Annotated in this window: 16 protein-coding genes; 7 read left to right on the forward strand and 9 right to left on the reverse strand. The window is 59.9% G+C overall.

The features are described from left to right. Window position 1: 1 nt before the first annotated feature. Together ISN39_RS17450 and ISN39_RS17455 are read right to left on the reverse strand one after the other, a co-directional pair. On the reverse strand, window positions 2-898 hold the full coding sequence (locus ISN39_RS17450; RefSeq protein ID WP_194730245.1) for an EamA family transporter: 897 nt from the start codon (window positions 896-898) through the stop codon (window positions 2-4). A 28-nt stretch (window positions 899-926) separates the two neighbouring features. Continuing rightward, window positions 927-1,703, reverse strand: coding sequence for a DUF3108 domain-containing protein (locus tag ISN39_RS17455; protein ID WP_074069852.1), 777 nt, complete (start codon window positions 1,701-1,703; stop codon window positions 927-929). 240 nt (window positions 1,704-1,943) lie between these two features. Between ISN39_RS17455 and rpmB the strand changes: the two genes are divergently transcribed. After that, entirely contained in the window at window positions 1,944-2,234 is a 291-nt protein-coding gene (rpmB, locus tag ISN39_RS17460; RefSeq protein ID WP_194728338.1) for a 50S ribosomal protein L28, read from the forward strand. Between the two features lie 112 nt (window positions 2,235-2,346). Further along, on the forward strand, window positions 2,347-2,982 hold the full coding sequence (locus ISN39_RS17465; RefSeq protein ID WP_074069853.1) for a queuosine precursor transporter: 636 nt from the start codon (window positions 2,347-2,349) through the stop codon (window positions 2,980-2,982). Between the two features lie 30 nt (window positions 2,983-3,012). On the opposite strand, the gene ISN39_RS17470 is transcribed toward ISN39_RS17465, so the two are convergent. The 4 genes from ISN39_RS17470 to ISN39_RS17485 all read right to left on the reverse strand — a co-directional run bounded on the left by ISN39_RS17470 (window position 3,013) and on the right by ISN39_RS17485 (window position 7,860). Continuing rightward, window positions 3,013-4,005 (reverse strand): esterase-like activity of phytase family protein, encoded by a 993-nt coding sequence (locus tag ISN39_RS17470; RefSeq protein ID WP_194728339.1) that lies wholly within the window; start codon window positions 4,003-4,005, stop codon window positions 3,013-3,015. 22 nt (window positions 4,006-4,027) lie between these two features. Then, the gene (gene cobT / locus ISN39_RS17475; protein WP_194728340.1) at window positions 4,028-5,929 is read right to left on the reverse strand and encodes a cobaltochelatase subunit CobT; all 1,902 of its coding nucleotides are present in this window, start codon (window positions 5,927-5,929) and stop codon (window positions 4,028-4,030) included. A gap of 12 nt (window positions 5,930-5,941) precedes the next feature. Continuing rightward, a complete protein-coding gene (gene cobS, locus ISN39_RS17480; RefSeq protein WP_022718065.1) occupies window positions 5,942-6,934 on the reverse strand; it encodes a cobaltochelatase subunit CobS in 993 nt (330 codons plus the stop codon). A gap of 311 nt (window positions 6,935-7,245) precedes the next feature. Beyond that, window positions 7,246-7,860: a J domain-containing protein gene (locus ISN39_RS17485; protein ID WP_074069857.1), complete on the reverse strand. Its 615-nt coding sequence runs from the start codon at window positions 7,858-7,860 to the stop codon at window positions 7,246-7,248. Between the two features lie 104 nt (window positions 7,861-7,964). On the opposite strand from ISN39_RS17485, the gene ISN39_RS17490 reads away from it, so the two are divergent. Both ISN39_RS17490 and ISN39_RS17495 read left to right on the forward strand, forming a co-directional pair. Next, on the forward strand, window positions 7,965-8,249 hold the full coding sequence (locus tag ISN39_RS17490) for a BolA family protein (protein ID WP_028740097.1): 285 nt from the start codon (window positions 7,965-7,967) through the stop codon (window positions 8,247-8,249). Between the two features lie 54 nt (window positions 8,250-8,303). After that, window positions 8,304-8,627, forward strand: coding sequence for a hypothetical protein (locus ISN39_RS17495; protein ID WP_194728341.1), 324 nt, complete (start codon window positions 8,304-8,306; stop codon window positions 8,625-8,627). Between the two features lie 3 nt (window positions 8,628-8,630). On the opposite strand, the gene ISN39_RS17500 is transcribed toward ISN39_RS17495, so the two are convergent. Genes ISN39_RS17500 through ISN39_RS17510 form a run of 3 tightly spaced genes read right to left on the reverse strand, consistent with a single transcriptional unit; the run spans window position 8,631 to window position 11,655 of the window. After that, window positions 8,631-9,941, reverse strand: a complete 1,311-nt coding sequence (locus tag ISN39_RS17500; RefSeq protein ID WP_074069859.1) for an HlyC/CorC family transporter — start codon at window positions 9,939-9,941, stop codon at window positions 8,631-8,633. Beyond that, window positions 9,938-11,068 carry a 3-dehydroquinate synthase gene (gene aroB / locus ISN39_RS17505; RefSeq protein ID WP_194728342.1) on the reverse strand — a complete coding sequence of 377 codons (1,131 nt, stop codon included), beginning with the start codon at window positions 11,066-11,068 and terminating at the stop codon, window positions 9,938-9,940. Before aroB ends, ISN39_RS17500 begins: the two co-directional genes overlap by 4 nt. Next, a complete protein-coding gene (locus tag ISN39_RS17510; protein ID WP_194730246.1) occupies window positions 11,065-11,655 on the reverse strand; it encodes a shikimate kinase in 591 nt (196 codons plus the stop codon). Before ISN39_RS17510 ends, aroB begins: the two co-directional genes overlap by 4 nt. Before the next feature lie 146 nt (window positions 11,656-11,801). Between ISN39_RS17510 and ISN39_RS17515 the strand changes: the two genes are divergently transcribed. The 3 genes from ISN39_RS17515 to ISN39_RS17525 all read left to right on the forward strand — a co-directional run bounded on the left by ISN39_RS17515 (window position 11,802) and on the right by ISN39_RS17525 (window position 13,955). Continuing rightward, window positions 11,802-11,978 carry a hypothetical protein gene (locus ISN39_RS17515; RefSeq protein ID WP_022718059.1) on the forward strand — a complete coding sequence of 59 codons (177 nt, stop codon included), beginning with the start codon at window positions 11,802-11,804 and terminating at the stop codon, window positions 11,976-11,978. A gap of 4 nt (window positions 11,979-11,982) precedes the next feature. After that, the gene (xerD, locus tag ISN39_RS17520) at window positions 11,983-12,936 is read left to right on the forward strand and encodes a site-specific tyrosine recombinase XerD (protein WP_194728343.1); all 954 of its coding nucleotides are present in this window, start codon (window positions 11,983-11,985) and stop codon (window positions 12,934-12,936) included. 62 nt (window positions 12,937-12,998) lie between these two features. Further along, entirely contained in the window at window positions 12,999-13,955 is a 957-nt protein-coding gene (locus tag ISN39_RS17525; protein WP_074069863.1) for an acetyl-CoA carboxylase carboxyltransferase subunit alpha, read from the forward strand. Window positions 13,956-14,013 lie beyond the last annotated feature (58 nt).

Raw genomic sequence — 14,013 nt, forward strand, 5'->3', positions numbered from 1 at the left:
CCTATTCAGCCGCCGCCGCAACCTGTTTTGCGACGCTTTTACGGCGGAACATTTCCTGAGCCGCAAGCACTGCACCGCCGGTGACCAGCAGGCAGGCAAGCGCAATGCGCCAGCTTGGCTCGGCAAAGCCGAATATCGTCAGGATGAGCGTCGAAAGCAACGGCGCTGCATAACTTGCCGCGCCGAGGATCTGGATGTCGCCGTTCTTGACGCCGTAATCCCAGGCATAGAACGCAGCGCCGACCGGGAAGAGACCGAGACCGGCAACGGCGATCCATTCGAAAGCCGTTTCCGGCCAAAGGGTTGTTTCCAACCCGAGATGGCAGAAGAACGACAGAATGGATGTCGCAAGGCAGAAGCCGGTAACGACATCGGTCGAGACCGCATCGAAGCGCCGCGTCAGGAGCGAATAGCCGGACCAGGTGAAGGCGCAAAGGAAGGCAGCGCCGTAGCCGATCGCATAGGCACCGTCGAAATCGATGCCGTTGCGGCCGACGATTAGGAAAGTGCCGCAGAGCCCGGCGAGCGCGCCTGCCACATGATACCAGCGCAACCGCTCAGCCGGCAGCAGCGCCGAGCCGACGACAATCAGCAGCGGCCAGAGATAGGCAATCAAGCCGGCCTCCACGGCCGGCGCGTTCCGAAGCGCGGTGAAATAGAGGAAGTGATAGCCGAAGAGGCCGGCGATGCCGATGATCCAGACCTTTGCCGGCTGCCTCAGGAGCGCCACGCGAGACGGGTTGAGGATCAAAACGGCAATGCCCGGGATGCTGCCGATCGCAAAGCAGATCGCCGAAAGCTGGAACGGCGGCATCTTGCCGGATGCAGCGGTGAAGAGCGCCAGAAACGACCACATCAGAATGGCCGTGAACCCGATCAATGTCGCCCGAAGCTTCACCTGTCCCCCTTCACGCAGACCAGCTCCGTCAGTTTGCACGGTATTTCACCGCGGTAATCGTCACCGTTCCGTACTGCGTCGGAATGCGAACATAGACCGGAGCATATACGTTGGCCGTATCCGCCTTTGCAAACCAGATTTCCATGTTGCCGCTTCTGCTCAGATAATCGATATCCTTGCGGCCTTTCCTGTAGCCAGACCTGGGCACGAAACGCACGCCGCAGACCGTTGCCTTGCCGGAAAACCCATCCGTCTTGAAATCCTGGGATCCCTTTGGCGAAAGCACAAGGTCCATGCGCATCTCGCCGTCATAGATCGGCAGGCGCTGCGAGCAGAGTTTCGTATCCGCCGGGAAGATCAACCCGGAGATGGGATCAAGCACGGAGCGCATATCGCCCGGCTTGACATCGACCCAGTTGCGTGGCTGGCGCCGTTCCGGCTTCACGGTCGTGGAGACGATATCGCCGTTTCTGTAGCGGACTTCGTAGGTACGCGCGCGTTTGCCACTCTTGTAATAGAGGTAGTAGCGCTGCGCTTGCAGTCGGTCGTTGCGCAGGACACCGGTGACGTTGGTTTTCGCAGCAATGTTCGTCACAAGATCGGCAAGGCCCGCCGAACTGATATTGCCTGAAACCTGGTAGCGCTGATCATCGTCGATCTGGGTAACGAAGGCGGCGCGCGCAATTGGCAGGATTCCGAGAGCAACTCTATATTCCGTACGATGACGGATCTCGCTTGCGCCGGCCGGGATGGACATCAGCGCTGCAATTGACGATAGGAAAATCCGCCTGCCCAGATGAGCCATGAAGAGAGCCTTTTTCAAGGGCAGACAATGCCCTGCACAAGCGGTCTATACTCCTGCCGCGCATAGAAGCAAACACGAGCTTTTTGACAGAATTGCGGGAAAGGCCAAGGTTTGGCTTGACGCCGGCGGCCGGTCTGACTATAGAACCGCAACTTTCCAATTATGGCCTGTTGGATTGCAGACCCGCGTTTGCCGGGGCATGGTAATTCGATGGCCTAGAAAAACAAGAATAGGTGTTCAATGTCCCGCGTGTGCGAATTGACCGGCAAGACCGTCCTGACTGGTAACAATGTCAGCCATGCCAACAACAAGACCAAGCGCCGGTTCCTGCCGAACCTGTGCCAGGTTACGCTGATCTCCGACGCTCTCGGCCAGCGCTACCGTCTGCGTGTTTCAGCTGCTGCGCTGCGCTCCGTCGAGCATCGCGGTGGCCTCGATGCCTTCCTGATCAAGGCAAGCGAAAACGAACTGTCGATGCGCGCCCGTCTTCTGCGCCGACAGATTGTCAAGAAGACCGCCGAAGCCGCATAAGCTTCGACACCTTCTTCCATACGGCTTCAAAGGCTTGCACGGCTAATACCGGACAAGCCTTTTGCTTTGCCGGCCCGATAACCCAACTGGTGGCATCACCCAGGATAAAAAAATGCTGAAGACCCGCTATACCCTCCTCTACATCGCTCTGATGACGCTCGTCGTCGTGGCTTCCAACTTCCTCGTCCAGTTTCCCGTGAACGCGGAAGTCGCCGGCATCAACCTCGCCGATATCCTGACCTGGGGTGCGTTCAGCTATCCGGTCGCTTTCCTGATCACCGATCTCACGAATCGCCAGTTCGGTCCTCAGGTAGCGCGAAAGGTCGTGTTCGCCGGCTTTGTCGTCGGCATCGGGCTTTCCTTCTTCACATCAGTGCCGCGCATCGCGATCGCCTCCGGTTCTGCTTACCTCGCCGGCCAGCTGCTCGATATCGCTGTCTTCAATCGCCTTCGCCGCCAGACCTGGTGGCGTGCCCCGCTCGTCGGCTCGCTGATCGGCTCGGCGCTCGACACGGCGATCTTCTTCTCCTTCGCCTTTGCCGCCTTCTTCGTCTTCCTCGGCCCGAACGATCCGTTTGCGTTGGAGCAGGCCCCGATCCTCGGTGCAATGGCCGCTCAGGCGCCGCGCTGGATTTCCTGGGCGATCAGCGATTTCTCGGTGAAGATGATCATGGGCCTCGTCATGCTGCTGCCCTACGGTGCACTCATGAACGTGCTGCGGCCGATGCAGCCGGCCCGCGCAAGCTGATCGGCAGTGGGCGGCCTTCGAAAAGGCCATTTACTCAGTGAGACGAAATTCCAGCATGAGGTTCCGCTCCAAAATGGAGTGATTGTCATCGGAAACGATGATCACATGCGTGCTGCCATCCGGCGCCTGAAAACTGTCCAGGCCTTCCATGTTGTCGATCTGGTAACCGAAATCGGCCGTCAACAAAATGTCGCCATCGGCGACGGCGTCCGGCCTGATCTCTGCCGCAGCGATGCGCCGGATCCGCATAGCGATGCCGTTGGCGATGTTGAAACGACGCTCCAGAAGCAAAAGATCGCCGTCCGGCAGAAACGCTCCATCGGTCGGATCGAAATCACCGTTGCGCGTGACCGCGAAGCGGCCCTTGAGCGGCCCGGATAGGATTGCGCCGTAGATATTCCCCTTCTGATCCCGGCTCTCTTCCGAAATGATGACGGCAGCGCCCTTCAAAGCGCTCTCGGGCGGAGCCACCGCTAGCGTCTCGAAGCCGCGGCCGCTTCGCAACGACCGTATCGGCACGAGAATGGGGATCGAGCCAGCCGATGACGAGGTCTCGAACCCAGGATCGGGGTAGGCTTCGACCCGATGGTCTTGTTCGAAGGAAACCAGAACCTGGTCGCCCTTGAGGGCAAGACCCTCGGCATCCATGCGCCCCTTCCCCTCGAAAGTGGCCCCGCTCCGGTTTTTCATAGGCGTGATTTCAACACCGGACAAACCGGAAAGCCTTCCCTGCTGGTCGCGCTCGATGCTGCCGGTCAGCCAGTGGCCGGTATCAAGCACACCAACGAAATGCCTCCGGCCCGGCACGAAACGGATCGCCGACCAAGACCCAAAAAGCCGGTTGCCGGACACCATTTCCAGCCCGCCAAGGAATTCCAGCGGCCCGAATCTCGTCTCGCTGGAACCAATCTTGAAGGTCGAGATGACGCGGCTGCTGATATCCACGCTCTCGCGCGCAACCGCGATCGAAGCATCCCCAGCGAGACAAAGAACAAGCAAAGCCGAGCGGGACAGACGGATCATTAAGCGCCGGTTCCTTTCGCCATCAGCTTGCGCGTCGCAAACGGCCGCCACGCGGCTGCGCTGCCTGATCTTCGAAGAGCGAGGCAAGCTGCTCGGTCATCGCGCCCGCAAGCTCATCCGCGTCGACGATGGTCACGGCGCGGCGATAATAACGCGTCACGTCGTGGCCGATGCCGATCGCAAGCAGTTCGACCGGCGACCGGGTCTCGATCTGCTCGATCACGGCGCGCAGATGACGCTCGAGGTAATTGCCGGGATTGACCGAAAGCGTGGAGTCGTCGACCGGCGCACCGTCGGAGATCATCATCAGGATGCGGCGCTGTTCGCGGCGAGCAAGAAGACGATTATGCGCCCAGATCAGCGCCTCGCCGTCGATATTTTCCTTCAGCAGCCCTTCGCGCATCATCAGGCCGAGATTGGTGCGCGCACGGCGCCACGGCGCGTCTGCGGACTTGTAGATGATGTGACGCAGGTCGTTGAGGCGGCCGGGCGTCTGCGGCTTGCCGCCGGCAAGCCAGCTCTCGCGCGCCTGCCCGCCCTTCCAGGCCTTGGTCGTGAAGCCAAGGATCTCGACCTTGACGCCGCAACGCTCCAGCGTGCGGGCCAGAATATCGGCGCAGGTGGCAGCAACGGTGATCGGGCGCCCGCGCATGGAGCCAGAATTGTCGATCAGCAGCGTCACGACCGTGTCGCGGAACTGCGTGTCCCGCTCCATCTTGAAGGAAAGCGGCTGCATCGGATCGATGATGATGCGCTGCAGGCGGGCGGTATCGAGATAGCCCTCTTCCAGATCGAAGTCCCAGGAGCGGTTCTGTTGCGCCATCAGGCGACGCTGCAATCGATTTGCGAGCCGGCCGACAGCGCCCTGCAGGTGCGCGAGCTGCTTGTCGAGGAAGGCGCGCAGGCGCTCCAGCTCGGCAGCGTCGCAAAGCTCCTCGGCGGTGATGATCTCGTCGAACTCTTCGGTAAAGACGTGATAGTCGACCTTCTCGTTGAAATCGGCAAAGGGCGTGTTTGGACGACGGGTTTCGCCCGGTGTTTCCGAATCGTCCTCGCCCTCTTCCATCATGTCGTCGTCGGAGATCTCGGCGCCTTCGGTCTCGCCGTCCTCCATCTGCTCGTCGGCAACTTCGCTATCTTCGACCGGCGCGGCATCGGTGCCCGCGTCATCATCGACCTCGTCCTGATTTGACTCGTCGCCGTTCGGCTGGTCTTCCTGATCCTGCTCGTTGTCCTCATCGGGTTCGCTGTCGTCGTCGCCGTATTCTTCCGCCATTTCCATAGCGGAGAGCATGTGGCGGATCACCTTCGAGAAAGCCTGCTGGTCGTTGATGACGCTTGTAAGGTCATCGAGTTCGGAACCCGCCTTCTCCTCTATGAAGGACCGCCAGAGATCGAGAACCTTTCCCGCGGAGGCGGGCGGCTTCTGGCCGGTCAGCTTCTCACGCACCATCATGGCGACGGCCTCGCCGATCGGCGCATCCTCCTGCCGCTCGATGCCGGTGAAATTCGCCTTGGAGTACTTCTCCTCGGTCATCGAACGCAGGTTCGAAGCCACCCCCTCCATGCGCAGCGTGCCGATCGATTCGACGCGAGCCTGCTCGACGGCATCAAAGATCGCACGCGCGTCCGAGCCCTGCGGCGCCATCGTCGCGTGCACTTTTTCATCGTGGCAGGCAAGCCGAAGCGCCATGGAGTCGCCTAGACCGCGCGTCACCGCCAGCTCATGCGCCGTTGGCCGCTTGGAAAGCTCGGGTAGCCGAATACGCTCAGCCGTCATGCCGGGGCGCTCGTTGGCAAAAGTCACCTCGACCTCGCCGTCGCCTGCAATCGCGCGCACGCAGCCGGTTATCGCGCGCCGCAAGGGCTCGACGTCAACCGGGCCGTTTGGTCTTGCTTTCGAATTGTCACCACGTGATGCCATGATCGACGGGCCTTAAGCCTCCAGCACGATGTTGGCTGCGCTCTCCTTGAGCTCGACACCAAAGGCGCGCTGATAGTGCTCGGCGACCAGCGGACGCTCCAGCTCGTCGCACTTGTTGAGGAAGGTGACGCGGAAGGCGAAGGCGAGGTCGCCGAAGATATCGGCGTTTTCAGCCCAGGTGATGACCGTACGCGGGCTCATGACAGTCGACAGATCGCCGTTCATGAAGGAAGCGCGCGTCAGATCGGCGACACGGACCATCTTAGAAACGGTATCGCGGCCGTTCTTGTCCTTCTGGAAGCTTTTCACCTTGGCGGTGACGATGTTCACTTCATGGTCGTGCGGCAGGTAGTTCAACGTGGTGACGATCGACCAGCGGTCCATCTGCGCCTGGTTGATCTGCTGCGTGCCATGATAGAGGCCGGTGGTATCGCCGAGGCCGATGGTGTTTGCCGTCGCAAAGAGGCGGAAGGCCGGATGCGGACGAATGACTCGGCTCTGATCGAGCAGCGTCAGGCGGCCTGAAGATTCCAGCACGCGCTGGATGACGAACATGACGTCCGGACGGCCGGCGTCATATTCATCGAAGACGAGCGCGACATTGTGCTGATAGGCCCAGGGCAGGATGCCGTCCTTGAATTCCGTGACCTGAAGGCCGTCCTTGACGACGATCGCGTCCTTGCCGACGAGATCGATACGGCTGACGTGGCTGTCGAGGTTGATGCGCACGCAGGGCCAATTGAGGCGGGCAGCGACCTGCTCGATGTGAGAGGATTTACCGGTGCCGTGGTAGCCGGAGATCATGACGCGGCGGTTGTGGGCAAAACCTGCAAGAATGGCGAGCGTCGTCTCGCGGTCGAAGAGATAGTCGTTATCCAGGTCCGGAACGTAGGCATCGCCCTTGCTGTAAGCCGGAACGCGGATATCGGAATCGATCCCGAAGACCTCCCTGACCGAAACGGTAGTGTCTGGAAGCTCGGAAATATCAAGGTCAATCTTGCTCATCATGTCTCCAAGGCGGGTGCTTCCACCCGGCCATACTATCTCAGGCCATTTCGCAACCATGACGCCGCAGCTTTGTTCTGCGCCCGTTCAAGGTGGGAACGTCGGCGATACCTCTCCGGGACTGAAGCGAAACCTCGGCGGGATAATGACCGCTTGCGAGCATTCTGGAACAAAGTCCCGGACAAGAAACGCCGCGTCCGGAAGGTTGGCAAAGGCGGCGTTGGCAAAACGCACAGATGCATGCCGCGGTTGCCTGCGGCCTCAGCCGATTTGGACCATACCCGATTGAAGACGGAGAGCAAGGACAGGAATTAACAAAAACCGTTCTGCTTCAACAATTGATAGGCCTGGATGACGGCGCGGAAGCGCTCTTCGGAACCGCGGTCGCCGCCGTTGGCATCGGGATGATGCTTCTTGACCAATTCCTTGTAGCGGGTCTTGATCTCGGCAGAGGTGGCACTTGCCTGCAGCCCCATCGTATCGAAGGCCTTGGCCTCCAGGCTCTTCAACTTGCGTTGCTCGGGAAAACGCGGACCGCTGCCCTTGGCGCCGCTGACGAAACCGAAGGGATCGCGCACACGGCTATAGGCGCCGGAGCGGATGTCCGAATGCAGCGGGCTGTCCTTCGCCGCCTTGTTGACGCCGACGGTCCAGGTCGGACGATGCCCGGTGACCGCCTCCTTCTGGTAGCGGGCGATTTCGCCGTCCGAGAGGCCGGAAAAATAATTGTAGCCCTTGTTGTATTCCTTGACGTGCTCGAAGCAGAAAAGAAAGAACTGCCCTTCGGCATTGCGTCCGACAGGAGCGCGATGCACGCCTTTTTTATCACAGCCGTCCCACTGGCAGGTCGGAGGAGCCTGCTCGGTTTCCTGCTCGCGTTTGCGGCGGGTGCGGATGCGATCGAAATATTTGGAATCGAGTCTCATGACGGCGCTAATTATGGGCCTGCCGCGAAGCGACGACAAGAATTGACAAACACGAATGTTGCTGGCTTGGTGGGAACCCCCTTTTTGCGAAGCAACTGGACGAAATCGTGACCCTTGAGACCCGCATCGAAGAAAAACTGACCGAAGCTTTTGCGCCCGAGCGGCTGAGCGTCATCAACGAAAGCCGCCTGCATGCCGGCCATCAGCCGGGTTTCACCGGCACCGGTGAAACGCACATGCGCGTGCGCATCGTCTCAGCCAAGTTTGCAGGAATGACGAGGCTCGCCCGCCACCGCGCCGTCACCGAACTGCTGAAGCCGGAACTTGACGCAGGGCTGCATGCGCTCGCCGTAGAGCTCGCCGCACCCGGCGAAGCAACCAGCTGGTAGGAACACGTCCCTCAAATAAGCGTTTGCCCTCCTTTCACCAAGGAGGAAACAGGGATGACGAAGCCGACGATTGCCCGCATCTGGCGCGGACGTACGCCAAGAGCCAAGGCTGACGAGTACGAAGCCTATAACTACGAAGCGGGCATCAAGCCGCTGATTGAGAAAGCACTTGGCGTCCAGACTTTTCGCGAAAACCGCGACACGGAAAGCGAATTCGTGACGATATCTTATTGGGAGAATATCGAGGCGATGAGCACCTTTGCCGGCACCGATCCCACGAAGATCCATCACCTCGAACGCGACAGCGAATTTTTGATCGAACTGCCGAAAGAAGTGCAAATCCTGCGTCTGCTCACCAGCCACGGAGCGACCGGATAAGATTCAGAGCGGTTTGGTCTCGTTCTCCGCAGCAGGACGGATGCGTAGCCTGGTGATGCGGTTCTTCTCGCGCTTCATGACGATGAAGCGCTTGCCGTAAAAAGTGAAGGCCTGCCGCTCTTCCGGGATCGTCATCGATTCATGGATGACGAGGCCGGCGATCGTCGTCGCCTCTTCGTCGGGCAACTGCCAATCGAGCGCGCGGTTCAGGTCCCGGATCGGCACACTGCCATCGACAACGATCGAGCCGTCGGATTCCTGGCGCACGCCCTGCATATCGATGTCGTGCTCATCGGAAATATCGCCGACGATCTCTTCCAGGATGTCCTCGAGCGTCACGATGCCCTGCACCTCACCATACTCATCGACGACGACGGCGAAGTGCTGCTTGCGGCGCAGGAACGCATTGAGCTGATCTTCGAGATTTGTGCTGTCCGGCACGAACCACGGTTTCTGGGCAATCTTGACGATATCGAGATTCTCCGGCTCCACGTTCGGCTCGGCCAGCGCGCGCAGCAAGTCTTTTGCGTGGACGACGCCGATGATGTTGTCGATCGTGCCGCGCCACAGCGGCATCCGGGTATAGGGGCTCTCGAGGATCGTGCGAACCACTACCTCAGGCGCGTCATCTGCATTGATCGCCCGCATCGCCGTGCGGTGGACCATGATGTCGGAGAGTTCGAGCTGGCTAAGATCGAGTATTCCGCCAAGACGATCCCGGTCAGCCTTCACCACCGCCCCCTCGCGATGCAACAGATCGACGGTACCGCGCAGTTCCTCGTGCGCCGTCAGCATCGGGATTTCACGCGATAGTGTGATGCCGAAGCTCCCCAGGATCCGGCGGACGACGGCATTGACGAGAGATGAGATCGGGCCGACGACAGCGACAAAGAGCTTGATTGGCAATGCCGCGCTCAATGCAAAACGGTCAGGCGACGAGATCGCCCAGCTCTTCGGCAAAACTTCCGCGAAAATGACGAGGATCACAGTCATCGCAAGCGTTGCAAGCGCCACGCCCGAGCTGCCGAAGAGACTGAGAAACAAGCTAGTCGCCAGAGACGAAGACAGGATGTTTGCAAGGTTGTTGCCGATCAGCAGCGCCCCGATCAGCCGGTCGCGCCGCTCGATCAGCTGGCGCACAAGACCGGCGCGCATCTCGCCGTTGGCTTCGAGCGTATGCATGCGGCTGCGAGAGACCGCCGTCAGTGCAGTCTCCGAACCAACGAAGAAGGCTGATACCAGCACGAGGGCCACGATGGAAACGATTTCCGGCCAGTAAACCGCAAGAAATGCCAGCGTGCCTTCGAGTGTCATTGCGGCTGCTTTTGCTTGAGGAAGCCCAACACTTCGGAAGCCGGCACGTCATCGGCGATGAACGACCGGCCAATGCCGTGCGTCAGGATGAAGGTGAACTTGCCGTTTTTCACTTTCTTGTCCTGCGCCATCGCGTCGAGCAGCGTTTCAGCCGGCGGAAGAACGCCCGGAATATCGGACATGCGCGTCGGCAGGCCGACCTCTTTCAGATGTTTCTCAACCCGCTTCGCGTCATCAGGGCTTGCGAGATTCATGCGCGCGGAAAATTCATGCGCGAGGACCATGCCGATCGAAACGCCTTCACCGTGCACCAGGCGTGCACTCTCATAGGCGGTGGCCGCCTCCAGAGCGTGCCCAAAAGTATGGCCGAGATTGAGAAGCGCCCGCGGACCGTTCTCGCGCTCGTCAGCGACCACGACATCGGATTTCGCCTGACAGCTTGTGGCAATCGCCTCGATACGCGCAGAGCCGCCGGCAAAGACGGCGCTCCAGTTTGTTTCAAGCCAAGCGAAAAAATCCGGCTTGTCGATAAGCCCGTATTTCGCGACTTCTGCATAGCCGGCACGGAATTCGCGCTCGCTGAGAGAGTTAAGAACATCCGTATCGGCAAGGACCAGATCCGGCTGATGGAAGACGCCGATAAGGTTCTTGCCGTGTCGGCTGTTGATGCCCGTCTTGCCGCCGACGGAAGAATCCACCTGCGAAAGCAGCGACGTCGGCACCTGCACGAAGCGCACGCCGCGACGCACGATGCCGGCGGCAAAGCCGGCAAGATCGCCAATAACGCCGCCGCCAAGCGCAATGACGTAATCATTCCGCTCGACGCGCGCCTCCAGGATCTTGTCGCAGACGGTCATGAGATGCTCGAAGCTCTTCGTCTTCTCGCCGGCGGGCAGCACAAGCTGCGCGCACATGATACCCGAGCCTTCGAGGCTTTTTGCGAGAGCTTCGAGATAGAGTGGCGCCACATGCTCATCCGTGATGATCGCAGCTTTGCGACCCTTCAGCCGGGACGCTATTTCCGCTCCAGCACGCGCGATCAGGCCCGGCCCGATCAATATATCGTAGGCGCGCTCACCGAGCGGTACGTGAACCTTTCGTTCGGCGGAGGAGGTGATCGCATTCATGGTTCGGTACTTTCGGTTTGGGCTTCGATCACGGCTTTCAACACTTCGTCAGCCATGACTTCCTTACGCACATCGCGCGACAACACGGTGATGTCGGCTTCGGCATAGATCGGGTATCGCGCGTTCATCAGGTTTTCGAGCGTCTGCTTTGGATTCTCGGTCTTCAGGAGCGGGCGCGTGTCGCGCTTGCTGACCCGCTCCCACAGCACGTCGAGATCGGCCTTCAGCCAGACGGAAAGGCCGCTCTTCTTGATGTGCTTGCGCGTCCGATCATTGATGAAAGCGCCACCTCCGGTAGATACCACGCGCGGCCCATTTTTCAGCAACCGCTTCATCACGCGTGTTTCCAGCGCACGGAACTCATCTTCGCCATAAGCTGCGAAAAGCTCCGAGATGGTCATTCGGGAGACGCGCTCGATCTCTACGTCGCTGTCGATGAAAGGAATACCCAGCTGATGGGCGACGATACGGCCGACGGAGGATTTGCCGGCCCCCATGAGGCCGACGAGGATCAGATTGCGGGACCCGAGCGTGGCGCGAGCTCTGTCTTTCAGGCTGTCTCCCACTTTCAGAACTGGGTCACTCATCGGTCCATTCACACTTTGTTTGCAAACGGTATCGACAAATGCGGGTGTAGCGTCAAGTCGCGGACCAGGGAAACATGGTTCAAAAGCCGCTTCTTGCACGCAAACCCGCTTCTTCATAAAAGAGGCAGAGCTCATGGAGTTGCGAAATGCCGACCCTCTTGCGTCTATTGGCTGTCCTGGCGATGATCGCTGGGGCGATTTATGGCGGGATGGTGGCGCTCGTGACCTTCGTGGAGCCACAGCCGCGCGACGTGACGATCCGCATCCCGTCGGAACGGATCAACCCGCCGGCAACTGGCACGATCAAACCGGCGAAGAAGTGATCCGATGAAGGATCTGAGCCGCGTCCACGTGGAAGCCTTTCTCGAGATGATGAGTGCAGAGCGAGGTGCTGCCGTGAACACGCTGCAGTCCTACGAGCGCGATCTGGACGACCTCCATGCATTCCTGAACGGCAAAAGCGTGCGGCTGACCGAAGCGGCCTCCGGCGATCTCGCTGCCTACCTCTCCTCGCTCTCGAAACGGGGCTTCAAGTCCTCGTCCCAGGCCCGCCGGCTGGCAGCCATGCGGCAATTCTACAAGTTCCTTTATGCCGAAGGCCTGCGGGTAGATGACCCGACGGGCGTTCTCGACGCGCCGAAGAAGGCGCGAGCTCTGCCAAAGACAATGGGCGTCGAGGAGGTGACGCGACTACTGACACAGGCCGAAACCGAAGCCAACAATCCCGCGGACGGCCAATTGCAGCGCCGGCGGATGTTGGCGCTTCTGGAGCTGCTTTACGCGACAGGAATGCGCGTCAGCGAGCTCGTTTCGCTGCCGGCACGCGTTCTCGACCAAGAAGGGCGTTTCCTGATCATTCGCGGTAAAGGCAACAAGGAGCGGCTCGTACCTCTATCTCAATCGGCAATCGCTGCACTCAAGGCCTATGGCCGGTCGCTCGCAGAAGAGAACGCCAAGACGAAGGATCCGGTTGATAGTCCATGGCTTTTTCCGGCAGCCTCCAAGGAAGGCTATCTGCCCCGCCAGGTTTTTGCCCGGGAGCTGAAAAACCTCGCGATCCGTGCCGGATTGACGCCATCAATGATCTCGCCGCACGTCATGCGTCACGCCTTTGCAAGCCATCTTCTTGCTAACGGTGCCGACCTTCGCGTAGTTCAAGAACTCCTCGGACATTCCGACATTTCGACGACACAGATCTATACGCATGTCCTTGAAGAAAGGCTGCAGCAACTGGTTCAGACGCATCACCCCCTTGCCAAACAGGCGAAAAAGCACGAATAGGACCGGCGACATGGGGCAAGGCCAGCAAGATGCCCCGGGCACAAGGAACGGAAACGCACCTCATGCACAACTATCTCGACTTCGAAAAGCCGATCTCCGACCTCGAAGGCAAGATCATCGAACTGAAGAAGCTCGCTTCCGAAGACGAGAGCATCGATACGTCCGATGAGGTCGGCAGGCTGGAGGTTCGCGTTCGCGAAGCGATGGTCGATATCTATTCCAAGCTCAACGCCTGGCAAAAGACGCAGGTTGCTCGCCATCCGCAGCGCCCGCACTTCGTCGATTATGCAAAAATTCTCTTCCAGGAGTTCACGCCGCTCGCCGGCGACCGCAAGTTCTCCGAGGACGCGGCGATCCAGGCAGGCCTTGCACGCTTTCGCGGCCAGCCGATTGCCGTCATAGGCCAGGAAAAGGGCAGCGATACCAAGAGCCGACTGAAGCACAATTTCGGCAGCGCCCGCCCTGAAGGCTATCGCAAGGCGATCCGCATTCTTGAAATGGCTGACCGTTTCGGCCTTCCGGTCGTCACCCTCGTCGATACCGCTGGCGCTTATCCAGGCGTGGGCGCTGAAGAGCGCGGCCAGGCTGAAGCAATCGCGCGCTCGACGGAAATGTGCCTTGGCGTGAAAGTGCCGATCATCTCCGTCATCATCGGCGAAGGGGGCTCCGGCGGCGCAATTGCGATCGCGACCGGAAACAAGGTCTATATGCTCGAGCATTCGATCTACAGCGTGATCTCACCGGAAGGCGCGGCCTCCATTCTATGGCGAGATTCGACCCGCGCCAGGGAAGCAGCCACCAACATGAAGATCACCGCCGAGGACCTGAAGTCGCTTAGCATCATCGACGGCATCATTCCCGAACCGCTCGGCGGCGCGCATCGCGATCCGGGAAGCGTCATCGCCGCCACCGGCGATGTCATCGCCAGCGCCCTTGCCGAACTTTCGCCGCGTTCCGGCGAACAGCTGCGCAACGACCGCCGCCAGAAATTCCTCGCCATGGGCCGGAATCTCGCATAACTCCCAGCATACGTGACCGGATTGCGGCCAAACCTTGGCCACAATAATGTTATCTGTA

This window comes from Rhizobium sp. 007, assembly GCF_015353075.1.
GTDB lineage: Bacteria > Pseudomonadota > Alphaproteobacteria > Rhizobiales > Rhizobiaceae > Rhizobium.